Source organism: Arcicella gelida (assembly GCF_034931025.1).
Classification (GTDB): Bacteria; Bacteroidota; Bacteroidia; order Cytophagales; family Spirosomataceae; genus Arcicella; species Arcicella gelida.
In genome coordinates, this window is sequence record NZ_JAYGIL010000005.1 from 193,681 (window position 1) to 212,515 (window position 18,835).

General features: G+C 34.1%; 19 protein-coding genes. 7 read left to right on the plus strand and 12 right to left on the minus strand.

The window, feature by feature from the left end; translation table 11 throughout:
• Positions 1-56: 56 nt before the first annotated feature.
• From VB776_RS05855 to VB776_RS05890, 8 genes are all read right to left on the minus strand, one after another.
• Positions 57-305, minus strand: coding sequence for an acyl carrier protein (locus tag VB776_RS05855; RefSeq protein ID WP_323326946.1), 249 nt, complete (start codon positions 303-305; stop codon positions 57-59).
• A gap of 92 nt (positions 306-397) precedes the next feature.
• Positions 398-3,460, minus strand: a complete 3,063-nt coding sequence (locus tag VB776_RS05860; RefSeq protein ID WP_323326948.1) for an efflux RND transporter permease subunit — start codon at positions 3,458-3,460, stop codon at positions 398-400.
• Positions 3,461-3,491: 31 nt separating this feature from the next.
• The gene (locus VB776_RS05865) at positions 3,492-4,541 is read right to left on the minus strand and encodes an efflux RND transporter periplasmic adaptor subunit (protein ID WP_323326950.1); all 1,050 of its coding nucleotides are present in this window, start codon (positions 4,539-4,541) and stop codon (positions 3,492-3,494) included.
• A gap of 32 nt (positions 4,542-4,573) precedes the next feature.
• Positions 4,574-5,137, minus strand: coding sequence for a glutathione peroxidase (locus VB776_RS05870; protein ID WP_323326952.1), 564 nt, complete (start codon positions 5,135-5,137; stop codon positions 4,574-4,576).
• A 19-nt stretch (positions 5,138-5,156) separates the two neighbouring features.
• Positions 5,157-6,539 carry a TolC family protein gene (locus VB776_RS05875; RefSeq protein WP_323326954.1) on the minus strand — a complete coding sequence of 461 codons (1,383 nt, stop codon included), beginning with the start codon at positions 6,537-6,539 and terminating at the stop codon, positions 5,157-5,159.
• A 120-nt stretch (positions 6,540-6,659) separates the two neighbouring features.
• The gene (locus VB776_RS05880; protein WP_323326956.1) at positions 6,660-7,106 is read right to left on the minus strand and encodes a PaaI family thioesterase; all 447 of its coding nucleotides are present in this window, start codon (positions 7,104-7,106) and stop codon (positions 6,660-6,662) included.
• Positions 7,099-7,713 carry a TetR/AcrR family transcriptional regulator gene (locus VB776_RS05885; protein WP_323326958.1) on the minus strand — a complete coding sequence of 205 codons (615 nt, stop codon included), beginning with the start codon at positions 7,711-7,713 and terminating at the stop codon, positions 7,099-7,101. Before VB776_RS05885 ends, VB776_RS05880 begins: the two co-directional genes overlap by 8 nt.
• A gap of 43 nt (positions 7,714-7,756) precedes the next feature.
• Complete coding sequence (locus VB776_RS05890; RefSeq protein ID WP_323326961.1) at positions 7,757-8,179, minus strand: DUF2147 domain-containing protein; 423 nt, start codon at positions 8,177-8,179, stop codon at positions 7,757-7,759.
• A 320-nt stretch (positions 8,180-8,499) separates the two neighbouring features.
• Between VB776_RS05890 and VB776_RS05895 the strand changes: the two genes are divergently transcribed.
• Entirely contained in the window at positions 8,500-9,261 is a 762-nt protein-coding gene (locus VB776_RS05895; RefSeq protein WP_323326963.1) for a phosphosulfolactate synthase, read from the plus strand.
• Positions 9,262-9,378: 117 nt separating this feature from the next.
• A complete protein-coding gene (locus VB776_RS05900) occupies positions 9,379-10,020 on the plus strand; it encodes a VTT domain-containing protein (RefSeq protein WP_323326965.1) in 642 nt (213 codons plus the stop codon).
• Between the two features lie 80 nt (positions 10,021-10,100).
• Here VB776_RS05900 and VB776_RS05905 read toward each other — a convergent pair whose 3' ends face one another.
• The 3 genes from VB776_RS05905 to VB776_RS05915 all read right to left on the minus strand — a co-directional run bounded on the left by VB776_RS05905 (position 10,101) and on the right by VB776_RS05915 (position 12,047).
• Complete coding sequence (locus tag VB776_RS05905) at positions 10,101-10,916, minus strand: phytanoyl-CoA dioxygenase family protein (protein WP_323327086.1); 816 nt, start codon at positions 10,914-10,916, stop codon at positions 10,101-10,103.
• Positions 10,917-10,949: 33 nt separating this feature from the next.
• Positions 10,950-11,168, minus strand: a complete 219-nt coding sequence (locus tag VB776_RS05910; RefSeq protein WP_323326967.1) for a hypothetical protein — start codon at positions 11,166-11,168, stop codon at positions 10,950-10,952.
• 156 nt (positions 11,169-11,324) lie between these two features.
• The gene (locus tag VB776_RS05915; protein ID WP_323326969.1) at positions 11,325-12,047 is read right to left on the minus strand and encodes a phosphatase PAP2-related protein; all 723 of its coding nucleotides are present in this window, start codon (positions 12,045-12,047) and stop codon (positions 11,325-11,327) included.
• Between the two features lie 275 nt (positions 12,048-12,322).
• On the opposite strand from VB776_RS05915, the gene msrA reads away from it, so the two are divergent.
• Complete coding sequence (gene msrA / locus VB776_RS05920) at positions 12,323-12,889, plus strand: peptide-methionine (S)-S-oxide reductase MsrA (RefSeq protein ID WP_407653796.1); 567 nt, start codon at positions 12,323-12,325, stop codon at positions 12,887-12,889.
• Positions 12,890-13,116: 227 nt separating this feature from the next.
• Entirely contained in the window at positions 13,117-15,195 is a 2,079-nt protein-coding gene (locus tag VB776_RS05925) for a protein-disulfide reductase DsbD family protein (protein ID WP_323326973.1), read from the plus strand.
• A gap of 54 nt (positions 15,196-15,249) precedes the next feature.
• Here VB776_RS05925 and VB776_RS05930 read toward each other — a convergent pair whose 3' ends face one another.
• Positions 15,250-15,735 carry a YdcF family protein gene (locus tag VB776_RS05930; RefSeq protein WP_323326975.1) on the minus strand — a complete coding sequence of 162 codons (486 nt, stop codon included), beginning with the start codon at positions 15,733-15,735 and terminating at the stop codon, positions 15,250-15,252.
• Between the two features lie 146 nt (positions 15,736-15,881).
• Here VB776_RS05930 and VB776_RS05935 point away from each other — a divergent pair, with 146 nt between their 5' ends.
• From VB776_RS05935 to VB776_RS05945, 3 genes are all read left to right on the plus strand, one after another.
• Positions 15,882-16,403, plus strand: coding sequence for a cupin domain-containing protein (locus tag VB776_RS05935; RefSeq protein ID WP_323326977.1), 522 nt, complete (start codon positions 15,882-15,884; stop codon positions 16,401-16,403).
• A gap of 458 nt (positions 16,404-16,861) precedes the next feature.
• Positions 16,862-17,464, plus strand: a complete 603-nt coding sequence (locus tag VB776_RS05940; RefSeq protein ID WP_323326979.1) for a TetR/AcrR family transcriptional regulator — start codon at positions 16,862-16,864, stop codon at positions 17,462-17,464.
• Between the two features lie 7 nt (positions 17,465-17,471).
• Complete coding sequence (locus VB776_RS05945; protein ID WP_323326981.1) at positions 17,472-18,821, plus strand: TolC family protein; 1,350 nt, start codon at positions 17,472-17,474, stop codon at positions 18,819-18,821.
• The last annotated feature ends 14 nt before the right edge of the window (positions 18,822-18,835 follow it).

Genomic DNA, 18,835 nt, shown 5'->3' on the forward strand with positions numbered 1-18,835 from the left:
TAAATTTATATTAAAATGTTCCAAAACACATATTGACGTGCTTAATTCTTGACCGATTAAGCTTTTACACGAACAAGATTCGCTTCCATTACTTCAGATAATTGTTTTATCGTCTGAATTTTATCCACTTCATTGTCTGGCAAAACAATTCCGTAAGTATTTTCTAAATGCACAATCAATTCAAGGAACTCCAACGAGTTCATACCCAAATCTGCATAAAAGCGTTTCTGTGGTGCAATTAATCTCGGATTAATATAGAAATGCCGTGATAAAAATTGAATTAGTTTACTCGTGCTGAATTTCATTGATTTAAAATTTTAATTTAATAGATAAAATTCTCTCTGTTAGAACGCTCAATGATATTGAAATAGTATTCCTCGAATGATTGTGCAAATAATTATGCCAGTGCTGTTTTTTTATGAATAGTTGGTGGTAGCAATTTGTACATTACTGGTGTAACCAAACGAGCCAATAAAGTAGAACTTGTAATACCGCCAATTAACACAATTGCTAAAGGTGAATATAAATCAGAATATTCAATGACTAATGGAATTAAGCCTCCGATAGCCGTGAAAGAAGTTAACAAAATAGGTACAAAACGAATTTCACCTGCTTGGTGAATGGCTTCGTCTAATTCCATTCCATCTTCTCTTAACTGATTGGTAAAATCTACGAGTAAAAGCGAGTTTTTGATTTCGATACCAATTAAGGCGATAAAACCAATTACGGCTGTAAATGATAAATTTTCTCCGGCAATTAACAGTCCGACAATCGCACCAACAATCCCTAGAGGAATCACAGAAAGTACAATAAGCGTTGATTTGAAATTCCTAAATTCAAGGATAAGAATCGCAATCATGCCAAAGACAGTTATCAGGATAATTACCCCTATGCCTCCAAAAGATTTTTCTGCATTTTCTGCTTCGCCAGAAACTGTATAGTAAAATCCTTTCGGGAATTTGAATTTATTCAGCTTCTGAATCAACTCTTGATTTACTTTTGCCGTGTTATAACCCGATTTCAAGAAAGTAGAAATGGTTACGTAACGGTCTTTATTATAGTGCTTTATCTGATTTGGTGAAGTTTCAAATTTTACTTCAATCAATTGCTTTAAGGGAATGGCTGTTCCTAAAGTATTGTTTACATATAAATTATCAAATACCTCAAAACCTTGTTTTGCTCCAGTTCTTGGAATCGAAACATTGATGTTATAATCATCAATTTGTCCTTCTTCACGATAAGTACCAACGTTCAAACCTGCAATTCCCATCCGAACAGTGCGGTCGATGTCGGAAATATTTACGCCCATCAAACCTGCTTTTTCTTTATTGATGTGTACTCTTAAATCTGTTGGTTGTACTTTTAACGGATTGTCGGTATAAATAGCACCTTCTTGAGCAGACAAAATATTTTCAATTTGTCCAGCAATAATTCTTAAACTATCTAAATTATTTCCGAAAACACGATAGGCAATTGGAGCTTCCAGAGGTGGACCTTGTTCAAAATCTTTTACTTCAATTTTAGCATTCGGATAGCTCGTTAATTTTCCTCTGAGGCGGTCGATAATGGCTTTTTTCTCTTTGGTTTCAACATCTTGCAAAAGCACGAAAAGTTGACCAAAGTTTTCTGCTTCTGCTCCGCCGATTACGTTATAATAAATTCTTGGATTTCCTCTACCAATATTGGCTGCAATGTTTTTGATTTCTGGCTCTTTCTTAAGTTCATTTTCTACAAAACGCACTACTTCGTCGGTGGCTTTTAGGTTTGTTCCAACGGGCGTTGAAACGTTCACTAAAAACATCGGTTTTTCGGAAGTTGGGAAAAGTGAGAAGCCCAAAAAGAATTTAGCAATCAACATTACTCCGACAAAAATCCCCAAAGCACCCGTTAATGTGATTTTTGGATGTTTTAAACACCAATCCATTAGTTTACCATAAGTTGCAGAAATCAAACGTTTCATGCCTCTTAAAATAAAATTTCCATCAGCATTTTCGTGATTTTTCAAGATGACACTTGATAAAAACGGCACAATCGTCAATGCCACAACCATAGAAGCTAATACCGTAACACTAACAGCCATAGGCAAACTTCGGATGAATTTTCCAGCCGCTTCTGGTAAATTAGCAACAGGTAAAAATGCAAAGATTAACAATACTGTACAACCAACTACGGCTAAACTAATTTGTTTGGTAGCATCAATGGCGGCCTGTTTTTTGGGAATACCCATCCGCATAAAACGTTCAATATTTTCTACAACTACGATGGAATCGTCCACCAAAATCCCCAAAGCGACAATCATCCCAACGATTGAAAGTTGGTTAATCGTAAAGCCCAAAGCGTAGAGTAAAGCCAAACCAATTGCCAATGAAAGTGGAATAGAAATCATTACGACCAAACTTGCTCGTGAACCCAAAGGCAAAAGTGTAATCAAAACCAAGAGAATGGCAATGCCGAAATCTTTGGCAAAACGCATCAAACGTTTATCAACAGATTCGGCTTGGTCGAATACTTTTACTAAATCGACCGATTTTGGTAATGTCTTTTTGAATTCTTCAATTTTTGGGTCAGTTGCTGCTCTTACTTTAATAATGTTTTGTCCGAATTTCTGGCAAGCCGTTACGAAAACACTTCTATGTCCATTCAAACGAGTTTTATGGGTTTCGTCTTCGTAAGCGTATTTTACTTCGGCGATGTCTTTTAAATAAACGATTTTTGTACCGTTGGTAAAGACAATTACATTTTTGATTTCTTCAATGTCTTTAAAATTTCCAGAAGTTTTTACATTGAATTTTTTGTTTGAAAGATTCAATGAACCGCCCGGAATATTCACATTTTCAGATTGAATTGCTCCTAAAACTCTATTCACAGGGATTTTGTCTTGTGCCAATTTCGCCTGATTCAGTTCAACCGAAATTTTACGTTCTGGAAAACCCCAACTTTTAATGTTTTTGAGCGAACGGTTTTTCTCTAAAGTTTTCTCTAAATCGTCAGCATACTTTTCTAATTTAGAATAGGGGAGAGTTTCGGAAACTAGAGCAAATTGATAAATATTTACACCGTCGGGCTGATACCTTTCGATACGAACATCCAACACATCGGCAGGCAATTCTTTCCTGACGGCATTCATTTCACGCACAATTTCTTGATACTTCTCTTCTGGGTCAGACTCAAAAGCGTATTCCACCTGAAAAATGGCTGCACCATCAAAAATACTTGTTCTGATACGTTCAATATTATCTAATTCGTTAATGCGTTTTTCAACGACATCCGCTACTAATTGCTCAACATCTTTGGGCGATGCACCAGGGTAAATAACCGTAACACCAAACTGAGGAGAAGAAAACTCAGGGTCTTCTCCACGAGGCATATTCAATAAAGAGTAAATCCCTATTGAAAGAATACCTAAAAACACGACCAGCGTGAATTGGTAATTTTTAACTGAGAATTCAGAGATTTTCATAATAAAGTTATTTGAGTGTGAAACTCTCTTCTTATTGAATAATTTTTACTTTACTTCCTTCTACCAAATAAGCTGAACCATCTGTAATTACTTGTGTGATAGCTGTTGAAGAATTTTGGATAAATACTTTGTCGTTATCAATTGAAAGGATTTTTATCGCTACTTTATGGGCTTTGCCATTTTCAATTACGTAAACAAAAGCGTCGTTCCCGTTACCTTCAATCACGGCATCAATCGGTACTGACGTATTTTGCTGAGTAAGGTTGGGCGTAATCAAAGCATTGCCAAAAAGCCCAGTTGCCATTTTTTTACCTTGCGTATTCAACTTTAATTCAGCTTGATACAAACCCGAACTTTGGTCAGCACCTTGCGAAAGATTGGAAACCGAAGCTGTAAAAGGAGTATCTGGAAAAGCATCTAATTGAATAGTAGCTTTATCGCTCAAATGCAGGCGAGTCCAATCTTTATCGGCAACACCAACTTTTAAAACCCAGTCGTTTGCACCTGTTGCGTTCATGAAAAATACGGGAGTTCCTGGACCAGCCAATTCGCCTTCGTTCATTAGTTTTTTTACAATTACACCGTTTGAAGTAGCGTAGATTTTAGAAAAACCTTGATTGTAATTAGCAATTTCTAAGTTTTGTTTGGCAACATTCAACGCCGTTGTAAGATTTTGTACTTGTTCTAACGTAGCTACGGAATCTTTGTAAAGGTTGGTCACACGTCTTAAATCACGCTCGGCTTTTTGTACGCCTTCAGTTGCTTGCTGTACTTGTGCGTTGATTTCAGTCAGATTCAAAGAAGCCAATAATTGTCCTTTCGAAACATTTTGACCTTCTTTTACATAGATTTTGGCGATGATTCCTCCCGTTTTGAAAGATAAACGAGCCTCCTCTAAAGATGCCACCAAGCCCGAAGCTTTGATTACTTCATTAGAATTCGCTTGACTAACGTTAATTACTTTTACGGCAATTACATCTTCATCAGCTAGTGATTTTTTTTCTTCCGCTTTTTTTCCACAAGCCATCAGCAAGGAAAATATGAACAAGAAGCCAAGAGAATAAGAGATAATTTTTTTCATTTCTTTAGCGTATTTATAATTTAAATATTGATTTAGATTCCTATAGCTTTTTTGAAAGAAGGATGTTCTGGCTTGATATTCGAGCCAAAAAAATGTGTCAATTCTCCTTTTTCGTTGATTAAATATTTACAGAAATTCCAGCTTGGCTCAATATTATTCCAGCCATTTTTTTGTTCTTCCGAAAGCCATTGATAAACTGAATGTTTATCTTTGCCCGAAACACTTACTTTTTCGGTAATGGTGAACGAAACGCCATAATTTACTTGGCAGAATTCTTCAATTTGCGACGCCGTTCCAGATTCTTGTGCCAAAAAGTTGTTGGCAGGCAAGCCGATAACCACTACTTTATCGCCAAATTTTTCATGGAATTGTTGCCAATCTTCATACTGTGGTGTGTAGCCACATTTTGATGCCGTGTTGATTAAGAGTACTTTCTTTCCTGCAAAATCAGCAAAGTTGATTTCTTTTTTACCTGCTAAATTGTTGATTTTTAAATCGTAAAATGATTTTTTAGCAGGTTTTGAATTACTTGGTTTGGTGATAATATTATCTTTTTCGGTAATATTTCTATAAAGGCTTTTGATGGTCTTAAACATGATTACTTGTGTTTTAGGATTATTTTAGTTCGTAACTGGCTTTGGCTCTTTCTACTTCTACCCATTTTTGCCAAACATCGAACAATGAAATAGATTGTTGTAATTGTGCGGTCGTGATTTGCGTTTGAGCGTCCAAAAGTTCGATGAAATTTAGGTTTCCTTCTTTGTATCGACGCAACATATCACGATAATATCTTTCCGCCGTTGAAATCTGCGAAGCTTTTGATTCAAATACTTTTTTGGCTGAATTCAGGGAATTTTGTGCCGTTTCTGCTTGTAAGGCTAATTGATTTTTTACTTGTTGTGCTTGCGTATCCAAAGCCGCTAAATCCATTTCAGCTTGTTTTACTTTCAATTGATTTCTGCCGAAAGAGTAAACGGGTAAATCGAAAGAAACGCCGAGTAAAACAAAGGCATTTGGGTTGAAGAAGTTTTTATCGCTACTCGCAATTTGGGCAAATCGTCCCTGCGAACCAAGATCTAAAGAAGCTCCTACTTTGAGCTTTTTATAAGATTGACTCAAACCAACGAGTTGTTTATTGATATTGATTCCTGCTTGAATTTTGTCTAATTCTTCTCGATGTCCTTCTTCCAAATTTAAGTTTAGGACTGAAGTGTCCAAATTGTCAATCTCAATTTTGGAATTGAAATCTTTATTCAAAAGGAAATTGAAGTAAGCTGAAGCATTCAACTGATTGCCTTTGGCATTGCTGATTTCGGCATCAATTTTTGAAATTTCATTGCGAGTACGTACCAAAACCGTTGGATTTGCCGAACCATTTTTTATCAGACTTTCGTTTACCCTTTCGCTTTCTTGCAGAATTTTCAAGGCATTTTCATAAACTTTTACGGCTTCCGTCGCTTTCAAATAATTGAAGTAGGCAATTTTAATATCACGTACTAATTCTCGTTTATAAACTTGTATTTCAGTTTGTTGTACGCTGATTTGCTCTTTTTTGATAGCTTGATTGTACCTGATTTCAGCATTCAAAATAGGCATGGTGGTTTTGAAACGTAAATCATAGAAATCTTTAGGAACAAGTTGCTCAGAAGTATTTGAGATTTGTGGAAATCTTGTCGAGTTTGTCAAAGCATTTAGCGTTGTGTAAACTGGATTAACCAAATCTCCGACTGGGATTTCAATTTTTCTACCGCCTTGAGCCGCCGAAACAGTTGTATTGAAACTCACATTGGGTTTGAACATCGCTTTGGCTTCTTCAAGAGCATACACGGCTTTTTGCAATGAAAATTGCTGTTGCTTGAGTATTTGGCTATTGTTTAAACCTTCTTGAACATATTGATTTAAAATATCCGACTGTGCCAAAGCATCAGTGAAAAAGCAAATCGTTAAGAGAAGTATCATCACCAATTTTGAATAAGCATGATGGGAAAATTGAAGCATTTTTTTGAAGTTTCTGAGGGTTTTCATAAACGTTATTTAAAATATAAACAGTGTTTAGTTGTTGAGCAAAATAAAAAGCACTTAGTCTCGAAAGGTTTATTAGTGCTTTTGGGTAATGTTTTATAAAGATTTTATTTCGTTGCTGGTAGATACCAAATTGGTGGTACATTTTGCAATAATTTTACCTTGTTCATTTCTGATTTCTCCTTCGGCATGTGCAATTTTTTTACCAACCCTGATAATTTTTGATTTAGCAATTACTTTTTCGCCAATTTTCGCTGAAAATAAGTAATCAATAGAAAGATTAACGGTAGCGTAAAAAGCAGTATGTCCCATGCTGAAAATAGTCATTCCAATGATATCATCCATCATGGTAGCGGCAACGCCTCCGTGCAGAATGTGCGCTGGATTACACATATCTTTTCTGATGATGTATTCTACAGAAAGAGAATCTTCTTCTAGTGCTACTAAAACGCCATCTAACCATTTTGAAACAGGCGATGGACTATTTTCGGCGATAGGTTTTCCAAGATTATTTTTAAAAAACTCAAATGTTGGATTAGTCATTTTGTAAAAGTGCGATCATTTGTTCTACTGATGCCGACATTAAATTTTGTATATGTTCTTGTGGAAAAGTTTTGAATCTATTTCTGATTTTCAATGAAACCAGTCCGTGCATAAATGACCAGATTGACATTGTTGCTACTTCTAATACTGTAATTTTAATGAGTTTGCTATCAATACATTGTTGTACTTCATCGCATATAATTTCAAAACATCTATGACCACAAACCCACTCTTCATTTTCAAAAATGGCTTCCATGGGTGCATTTTGAATAAACATCAAATCGTACATGGCTGGGTTTTCCAAAGCGAACTTCATATAAGCATAACCTTGCTGGCGAAGTCTTTCTATGGGATTTTTAATTCCTTCAACTGCTTCGGACATTTGGTATATCAATTTTTCAAAACCTAATTCATGCACAGCAAAGAAAATTTCACTTTTGTCTTTGAAATAAAGATATATCGTCGCTGGACTGTACTCCACTCGGTCGGCAATGGCACGAATTGAAGCTTTTTCATAACCATCTTCAATAAATGCTTGTTGTGCGGCTTCTAAAATCAAAGACCGAACTTCTTGTCTTTCTCTTTCTTTTCTCTCGATAATACCCATATTTTCAATTTCAATTAAAATGTGGATACAATTTCCACAAAAATCATTTAACTTTTGTCCAGACGGTTGTTCTTCCTAGCAAAGAAAAACCTATGAAACCTCTGATTTCTAATTCGTCAGTACTTTTTAATTTCATATTACAAGAGTACGTCTTGCCATTGTTGGGGTCATAAACGCTACCGTCTTCCCAAGATTTTCCTTTAAAAACAAAGTCTTTTAAAATAGTAGAACCAATGATGTCTCTATGTCTTAAAGAAGCATCTGGATTTTTTTCATCTTTTCTGCCAGTAGCTTTTCCCCAAATTACTTTTCCAAAATATTTCTCACCTTGTTTGAAAATTAATACTTTTCCGTCTTTGTCTTGCGATAACCATTCACCTAAGATGGCATCTTTCGTGATAGACTGTGCATTTCCCACACTAATTATGAACAGGAACATGACAAACGTATTGATGATTTTTTTCATTTTTGGATAAGTTAAAGATTAGTCTTTGCAAAAGTAATGAACAGTGTTCATTAAAAAAACACCTTTTTGTTTAAATTTAATAAATCTAAGAAAAATTATTTTTCAAAAAATATTAAGTGTCTGTTAATGAATAGTTTATGTGCTGTAGGTATTGAATTAACACAATATATTAACATTCTAATTTGCGGGATAAAAAGGATATATTTAATTTTGCAATTCACGTTCTTGTCTTGATTCAATAATATGCTTTTTTTAAAGGATTTATGGAGAAATTAATATGAGAAAAACGATAGGTGACAACTGATAACCGATAGCAAAATATGAATTATCCACTTACTCAAATTCCTGAGAGAACTACTAAACCACGCCAAAAAGGATACACAATGGTGATGGACAAAGGTCTAAGTATCAGACAAATAGAGGATTTTTTGGAGACGAGTGCTGCTTATACCGACATCGTTAAGTTGGGATGGGCTACTTCGTTCGTTACACCAAACTTGAAGGAAAAATTAGCCGTTTACAAATCAGCAGGTATTCCTGTATATTTCGGAGGAACTTTATTTGAAGCTTTTATTATTCGTAAACAATTTGATGAGTATCGTCGTATTTTAGACGAATTCGGGATGGAGTACGCAGAAGTTTCTGATGGTTCTTTAGAAATGGAACAAGACGATAAATGCGAATATATCAGAACTTTAGCTAAACAAGTAACTGTACTTTCTGAAGTAGGTTCTAAAGATGAGGCGAAAATCATTCCTCCATACAAATGGATTAAATTGATGAAAGCTGAGTTAGAAGCTGGTGCTTGGAAAGTAATTGGCGAAGCTCGTGAAGGCGGAAATGTAGGTTTGTTCCGTGCATCTGGTGAAGTTCGTCAAGGATTGGTAGAAGAAATTCTTACAGAAATTCCAGAAGAAAAAATCATTTGGGAAGCTCCACAAAAATCTCAACAAGTATGGTTTGTGAAATTAGTAGGAGCTAACGTAAACGTTGGAAACATTGCACCACACGAAGTAATTTCATTAGAAACGATTCGTTTGGGTTTAAGAGGTGATACTTTCACTCATTTCTTAGATAAGTAAACACTTCACATCGACAAACATGTAGAATCAGTTATCAGTCAAGGCGAGTTCAAGAAGTCCCTTTTCTCATAACTGATTTTTAATGTATAATACTTACTAACAAACCCAACGAACACAATGGAAATTATCAACTTTTTTTTACAACTCCTCAAAGACCCATTAACCGCACTTTCTGATTTTATCAGCGAACATGGAACAGTTACTTACGGATTACTTTTCTTGATTATTTTTGTTGAAACTGGATTAATCGTAATGCCTTTGTTACCGGGAGATTCTCTACTTTTTGCAGTAGGTGTTTTGGCAGCAGCAACAGGTAAAATTGAAATTACGTTTGTGATTCCTCTTTTGATTGGAGCCGCACTTTTGGGCGATAATGTGAATTATTTTATCGGAAAGTATTTCAGTGATTTTGTGAAATCGAAAGATAAAATTCTATTTTTGAAACGTGAGCATATTACACAAACTGAAGAATTTTATGCAAAACATGGCGGACAAACTGTTATTATGGCTCGTTTTGTGCCGATTGTTCGTACAGTAGCTCCATTCGTAGCAGGTGCAGGAAGCATGAAATACAGTACTTATATTACTTTTTGTGTTTTAGGTGCTGTGCTTTGGGTTACTTCAATTACTTTGCTAGGTTATTTCTTAGGAAACAACGAATGGGTAAAACACAATTTTGAAAAAGTAGTTTTAGGTATTATTGCAGTTTCTGTTTTGCCAATGATTTTTGCTTTTGTGAAATCAAAACTATCGAAGTAAATAAAGCTTCATTGATAAAATACATCAAAAAAGCCTGCGAAAATCAAATTTCGCAGGCTTTTTTATATTCAAACAATTACTTATTTCTGAACCACTTTTGCAAAACGGTGATAAAATGGCGTTTTGCTGTTTTCGTTTTTCGGCATGTATTTACCAGTAATAATTGGTACATACATTACTCTACGACGAGACTTTTCTCCGAAATTTGGAGAAACCTCTACACGGTGCCATAAACGCCCATCATGTACTGTTAAATCTCCAGCTTCAATTTCAAAACCTACTTCTCTCGCATCTGGAGTATGATCAATAAACTGTTTTTTACCAAATAAAAGTTTTAAAACACTTTGGTTTTGTGTACCAGGTAATACTCTCAAGCCACCATTAGTACTTGGACAATTATCTAAGTGTACACCAACGTTTAACATTGGGAGAATTTTTTGTCCTAAAAATAAATCACGAGGGCTGTCTGTATGCCATCCCATTTGTGTGAATTTACTGTTTGGAGCATTTACATAGTGGTTAAAAACCAGTCCATCTTTTTCGTTATCGCTAATACGACCGTCGTAAGGAGCTAATAATTCAACCAATAATTGTAAACGTGGATCTTTCAAAAATTCGCCTAAGAAAGTACTATACTTGTTTGTAAAGCACATTCTTTGAATCATTTTGTTGCCGTGTTCGTCTTTACCAAACTTCAACGGAATACCATTGATTTTCTCAATGCCATCAGCCAACCATTGCTTTTCAATTTTATCTAATTCGCTGATAAACGTTTGAATCGTTTCAGCATTAATGAAATTTTTAAATTGAATTACACCATACTTGCGGAAATACTCTTTCTGCTCTTGTGTTAGTTTCTCTCCCAATTGGAAGGTTTTCGACTCAAACTTTACCATATTTTTACCCTGAATTAAAGTGGTTTGCAAGAACTATATTTGATAAAAAGTTCCTGGTACAAAACTAATTTGTTCAACCAAACCAGTTTTATGAAAAATTGTACAAAATAAAGTTAAACGATTTTGACAATCGCTTCGTAAACGTAGTTGGGCAGAACCACCTTTACTTAGTTTTAGAAAAATGAAAAGTTTTCTTTTTTCTGGTAAAACAATGCAAATTAATTGAATGTAATCAAATTGTAAATTTTTCATTAGAAAATTTACAATTTACCTCTGTTAATTCACAATCATTAGTTACAAGTTGGATAAGTCTCCAGAATGCACTAATCTATGACTTGCAAAATTAAAGGATTAATTAATATATTTTCTATCATTTCCTTAAAATACAAAGGATTATGATTTTTGGACTTAAACTATTTTATTGCTAAACCAGAAAAGTGTTTCTAAAAATAATAAAAACAATAATAACACACTACAAGTAATTTGCCATTGCTGTTTGTTGAGATAACGAGCAATTACATAAGAAAGTGCAGTAAAGAAAAAAGCACCAATTACATCTGCTGTATAATGAACGTGCTGAATCAACAATAAAATAGCAATAGCAACACCCGTAATAGCTGCTAAAGCTTTTTCCCACGGTTTTTCAAGAAACAACCAAATCATTACCATCGTTGCAGTATGCCCCGAAAAAAATAAATCTTTTGTGATAGGTTCTGTATCTCCATAAATGAGTAATTCCGCAAAAGTATCGTGAAGTGGAACTAAGTCTAAGGGAGGATTCAAAGGGAAAAAATAAATGGTTGACATCCTCAATACGGTTTCAATCACGAACGTTATCGTAAAAAGTAGAAATAACTTTGGTTTGACCAATACTCTACAAAGCAAGAAAACCAACATTCCATAGATAAGAGCAAAAATTGGTGTTGAAACATCAACTGCTGGAAGGTGGTTTAATACAAAATCAGAAAGATAAGCACCATCACGCTTTTGAATATTGATAAAAAATGAAGGAAATTGTGGGGCAGACCAAATAGCTATACCAAGTGTTGTCAGTAATTTAATAATAAATCCATTCGTTTTTAAAGCATCTTGCCAACGTTGTTGAACAACTTGAAGATAACTTTTTGGCATCTTTGGTGGTTTTGTATTCGTAAGTATGTCATTCATCAGACAATCTAATTTTTTAATTGGTATTATCTTTGGATATTCTCTTAGATGAAAGCATTATTTAACGATTAAAATCTTTATCGAACAGAATTCTTTCATAAAAAATACAAACTTACATCAAGTTTTAAACGTTATCAACAATGAAATCGAAAATTAATGTCGTACTTCTTGGAATATTTACATTGCTCGTAAATATCTCATGTGCTAAAGGTTCTGATAATCAGAAAAATACAGAAAAAATGAACAATGAAAAAGTCAATCTTGAAGGAACAGAAGTTGTGACGTTCGGAGCAGGATGTTTTTGGTGTGTAGAAGCCATTTTTCAACAAGTAGAAGGTGTTGTAAAAGTAGAGTCGGGCTATTCAGGCGGAAAAGTTAAAAACCCAACTTATAAAGAGGTTTGTACTGGACTTACTGGTCATGCTGAAGTAGTACAAGTAACATTCGACCCTAAGAAAATTTCTTTCGATAAAATCTTAGAAATTTTCTGGAAAACACATGACCCAACCACTTTGAATCGCCAAGGTGCTGACGAAGGTCCACAATATCGTTCAGCGGTTTTTTATCATAACGAAGCTCAGAAAAAAACTGCCGAAATTTGGAAAGCGAAATTGAATGCAGAACACGTTTTCCCGAACCCAATTGTGACAGAAATTACAGCTTTCTCTGTGTTTTATCCTGCTGAAGATTATCACCAAGATTATTACGAATTGAATGGTCATAATCCTTATTGCCAAGTAGTGATAAAACCAAAATTGGAAAAATTCACAAAAGTCTTCAAAGAGAATTTGAAGAAAATGAACTAGTTCAATAGAGACAATTATTTAAAAGGTTAAATTTGAGAAAATTTAGCCTTTTTTATTTTGAATAAAAATTAAGAAAGTCGTCAATAAGACATTTATCAATATTAATGTCTATTAAATTTGAGGCTGAATCAATACAAAGTGTCAAAAAGTTGTATTTTTAAAAGATAGAACTCACAGCCACAAATTACTGTTTAGAAAATTAAGCATATTATACAATCCATCAACAGATGAAAAAGTTATTTTTAAGTTTATTTATTTTACTTACTTGTTCTGTAGCAATTTCTGCTCAAAAAATTACACCTGCCAAATGGTCTTGGGCTTTATCAAAAGCAAATCCTGCTGTTGGAGAAACGATTGACATCGTTTTTACTGTCAATATTCAAGATGATTGGTATTTGTATTCTTCTGATTTTAGTGAAGATTTAGGACCAACCGTTACCACAATTAAATTAAAAGCGAACGATACTTATGAGGCCGTTGGTGGCTTGAAGGCTATTAATCCATCAAAGAAATTTGACAAAGAAATCTGGAACGGAGAATATACTTATTTCAAACACAAAGCAACTTTTCGTCAGAGTGTCAAGGTTTTAAAGGCGAAATTTTTAATTGAAGGTGCTTACGATAGCCAATCTTGTTCAGACGTTTCAGGTCAATGTGTTCCTGTAAAAGGTGTTTTCTCTTTAGCTGGAGCTGAAAAAAAAAACAGCAATGAAATTGAAGAAAAAGTAGCAAATTCAACTGAAGCTACTGTTATTCAGCCTGTTGTTAATAAAGATACGGTTTTAGCAAAAACAGATTCAGTTGTAAAAGCTGATACTTTATCTTCTGCGAAAACAGATGCACCAATTGAAACAAGCGTTGAAGAAACGCCTGTAGCACAAGAATCACTTTTTGCGTTCTTCTGGGTAGCTTTTGGAGCAGGTTTATTGGCATTATTAACACCATGTGTGTATCCGCTTATTCCGATGACAGTAAGTTTTTTTACTAAACAAAAAGGCGGTAGAAAATTAGCATTTCTTTATGGTTTTTCGATTGTAGCCATTTATGTATTATTCGGTACATTAATCGCTGCCTTGGCTGGTCCAGGCTTTGCCAATTGGCTAAGTACGCATTGGATTCCTAATATGTTGTTTTTTGTCATTTTTGTTTTCTTCGGAATCTCATTTTTAGGCTGGTTTGAAATTGTTTTGCCTTCCAATTTTGTCAATAAAATAGATGCACAGTCAGACAGAGGTGGAATCATCGGGGTTTTCTTCATGGCATTTACTTTGGTTTTAGTTTCGTTCTCTTGTACTGGTCCAGTGGCTGGGTCGATTTTGATTGCTTCTGCCCAAGGAGAAATTATCAAGCCTGTTATTGGTATGTTGGGCTTTTCATTAGCATTTGCTATTCCATTTACTTTGTTTGCTATTTTTCCACAATGGTTGAAAAACTTACCAAAATCTGGTGGCTGGATGAATTCAGTGAAAGTAATTTTAGGCTTTTTAGAATTGGCTTTAGCTCTTAAATTTTTAAGTACAGCCGACCAAGTATATCACTGGGGAATTTTAGATAGAGAAGTATATTTGGCCTTATGGATTGTAATTTTCGTTTTGATTGGTTTATATTTATTAGGGAAAATTCAATTGCCACATGATGATAAAACTGAAAAAGTAAGTGTTCCAAAGATGTTGATGGCAATTTTGGTTTTTTCTTTTGTCGTTTATATGATTCCCGGAATGTTCGGAGCGCCTTTAAAGGCTTTGGCAGGTTGGTTACCTCCGCTTACTACGCAAGATTTTGTTTCGTCTGGTGCATCGGTAAAAACTGAAGGCGATGCAAATTTTCCGAAACCGAAGTATAGTGAGTTCCTTACTTTGCCACATGGACTTCAAGGTTTTTTTGATTATGAAGAAGCTGTAGCATATTCTAAAAAAGTAAATAAACCAATCTTTATAGATTTTACAGGTCACGGTTGTGTGAACTGTAGAAAGATGGAAGAAAACGTGTGGTCAGACCCAGCAGTGTTGAAACGTTTGCAAGAAGATTATGTAGTCGTGGCTTTATATGTAGATGATAAAACAGAATTAGCCAAAGAAAAATGGTACACTTCTAAAGATGACGGACAAGAAAAAACTTCGATGGGCGACCAGAATTTAGATTTTCAGATTGTAAGATTCAACGGAAATGCACAACCATATTACTGTTTGGTGAATCCTAATGATGAAAAAGGTACTTTGGCTACTCCTAAAGCTTTTGATTTGAATGTTGAAAACTTCGTAAAGTTTTTGGATGAAGGAAAAGCTAAGTATGCTTCCAAACAATAAACGATTATAGTAAAGTAAAATGAAGAGAGGTTTGCATTTGTGAACTTCTCTTTTTTATGGTAAAAACCTCAAACGATTGAGTGCTTGTTGTTCAAGTCTGACTAACCTTTCCATTTCTTCTTCATATAAATTTGATTTTACTTCTAAGAAAATAAAGAATTGATAATCTGAATACTTTTGAAAAGTAAAACGGATTCTTTCTACTTGAAAATCCGAAGTAATAACAGCAACCATGTCTGGCTCGTAACGATTGATAATTCTTTGACAAAGTTGAATATCATCCATTACATTTTCACCAAGTGAAAATTCTACAAAACGATTATGAGCAATCCCTTCTTCTACCAAGAAATTTTGTAAATATTGAGCGTGCGGATATTCAGAAGTATTAAAATGGCTACCAAAACCGCCCGTACAAAGCACATGAAATTCTGGATTATTTTTCAAGAATTTCAATGCTCCTAATACTCTATCAATCGCAATCGTAGAAAGATTACCATCGTAAGTATTAGTATCAGCCATTACAATCAGCAATCCATTCATCTTAAAATACTATTTAATAATTTATTATTCTTATTTGATAGAAGTGTTCAACAAAGATAAGCCTAGAAATCGCAAATAGTTTTTCTCTTTGAAAAGGAATTTCTTCAAAACGTTTAACTTTGTGACTCAAAAAACTGTCAAACCTTATGAATCTTACCCTTTCACAAGATGCTGATAAGGCATCTATCTTTGAACAAATTGCTACTGCTTTGGCAGAGGAAAATTTTACTGTTGTAAAGCAAGACCAAACTCGTCCTTGGGGAGGTTTTTTTGTAATTGATGAAGCACAAGCACCCGCTTTTGCAGCGAAGTATTTTCCACATTTGGAAATGTCTGAAATTCAAATTACCAATAAATTATCACCTAAAATTTTGGTAGTAGCACCAGAGAAACGTTTGTCTTGGCAATACCATTTCCGTCGTGCTGAAATTTGGAAAGTAATTGCTGGTACAACTGTCGGAGTAAAAATTAGTGATACCGACGAAGAATCTGAAGAAGTAAAAGTGTTAGAATCTGGAAGTTTTATTCAGATGGATACTGGCGAACGCCACCGTTTAATCGGTCTATCTGGTTGGGGTATTGTTGCAGAAATTTGGCAACATACTGACCCTGAAAAACCTTCTGATGAAGACGATATTGTGAGATTACAAGATGATTTTGGAAGATAATTCCAACCATTAATTCATAAATTACGTCACTGGTTTATTAGTGCATAAATCAATAAATAAAAAAGACCGTCAAGAACATGATGTTTTCTGGCGGTCTTTTTTGTGTTATATACTTTTAAAAAAAGAATGTGAGATATGGTAAAATTGGTATGTTTTTTGACTAATAATTTTTTTTACATAAACATTTTTGAGAAATTATTTATACTCAGGATAGAGAGGGATATAAAAAAAATACAAATAATTTTCGAGTGATTAAAGTGCTTTACTTTACAATTATTTAACATAACCTACACATATTAAATATATAGGGAGTCCAGAAAGTTGTAGCCGTTTATCATAGTCATTTGCCTTTTCTAAAAAAAATCATAAAAAACTTTGTGACAGATGAAAGTTTCCATAGTTTTGCAATAAGAAACTTTGAATGTTTCTAAAGTTTCCGTACCAAATTTTTATATCAATTGGAAATTAAAGAAAGAATCATCAAAAAGTCGAAAGAACTTTTTTTCCGTTACGGGGTGAAGTCCGTTACGATGGATGATATTGCAAACGAATTGGGAATCTCCAAAAAAACAATTTATCTACATTTTGACGACAAAGACGATATTGTGTATCAATTGTTTCTGGGTGAAATGATAGAAGATAAATGTGAATGGGATGATTTATACAATAATACCAGCAATGTCATTGAAAGAATGGTAAAATCAATGGAGTTAATGAAGCAGGCATTTTCTGAGGTAAATCCTACAACATTGTTTGACATCAAGAAGTATCATCCCAGATCATGGAAGATTTTTCAAGAACATAAGCAACACTTTATTTTTGAAAACCTTAAAAAAGATTTATTAGAAGGCATTGAACAAGGTTATTTTAGACCAGAAATAAAAATAGATATTCTGGCAAAAATGAGATTAGAACAAATTGAAATGGGTTTTGACCCTCATATTTTTTCCATTACTCAACATACTTTAGTAGAAGTACAATTAGAACTTTTAGACCATTTTATTCGAGGCGTTTTAACGAATAAAGGAACACAAATTTATAATGAATACCAACCCAAGTAAACTTCCAATGAGAAAAATTCTAAGAAGTAATTTGCTGTTATTTAGCATTTTAATTACTTCACAACTCGTAAAAGCTCAGCAAAGCTACTCTCTTCGTGAAGCGGTAGATTATGCTGTTAAGAATCATACCTCTATTAAAAATGCTCAAATTGATATTCTAAGCGCAGAAGCAAGAGTAAGTGAGTTAAAGGGTATTGGTTTACCTCAAGTAAATGGTAATGTTGGTTATACCAACAATTTAATTATTCAGAAAGTATTTATTCCAGCTAAAACATTTGACCCAAGTGCTAAAGAAGGAGATGTGATAGCGGCTGAATTTGGAGTTGCTAATAGTGGGCAAGCAGGTGTAAATCTTAGCCAGATTTTATTTGATGGTTCTTATTTGTTAGGCTTAAAAGCAGCTGATGTTTACAAAGAATTATCTAAAAAAACTTTGGTTCAATCAAAACAAGAAGCAGCTGAAAGTGTAACGAAAACTTATTATGCAATTTTAGTCAATGACGAAAGAATCAAATTATTTGGTTTAAATGTGGGTCGTCTGGATTCATTAATGCGTGATACAAAAGCATTGAATGCACAAGGGTTTGTAGAAAAAATTGATGTGCAACGCCTTGAAGTACAGTTGAATAATTTGAAAATTGAGATGAAGAATGTAAGTCGTTTACAAGATTTGACTTACAATCTTTTGAAGTTTCAAATGGGTAAGAAAGTTGAAGAGGAAATCATTCTGACTGATAAATTAGCAGATATTAAGCTTGCTGAAGTACTACCTGAAAAACCACAGGATTTTAAATATGCTAATCGAATAGAGTATTCTATTTTAGAAACTCAAAATCGTTTGGCTGAATTGGATTTGAAAAACCAAAAGGTAGGTTATTTGCCAAGAGTTATGCTTAATGGTAGTTACAGTTATTCGGCTGGTCGCCCTAAATTTTCTGACTTAGTCACTAAACCTTGGTTCAATGCCGCAACACTTGGTTTGTCGATACAAGTACCAATTTTTGATGGTTTCCAAAGGAAATATAGGATTGTTCAGGCACAAAATGCTTTACAAAAAATCAAAAATACTTTTGAGTTGTATGAAAATACAATCGACTTACAAACAAAACAAGGACATATTACTTTGAAAAATGCTTATGAAACCCTACAAGAGCAAAAAACTAATATGGATTTGGCGAAGGAAGTAGTAAGAGTTTCTAAAATAAAATACCAACAAGGTGTAGGTTCAAATTTGGAAGTTGTGAATGCTGAGATTGCTTACAAAGAATCTCAAATCAATTACTTCACTACTTTCTATGATGCCTTGGTTGCAAAAGTAGATTTAGATAAAGCACTTGGTCGTCTTTACAGTGAATAAATTCAAATTAAGAA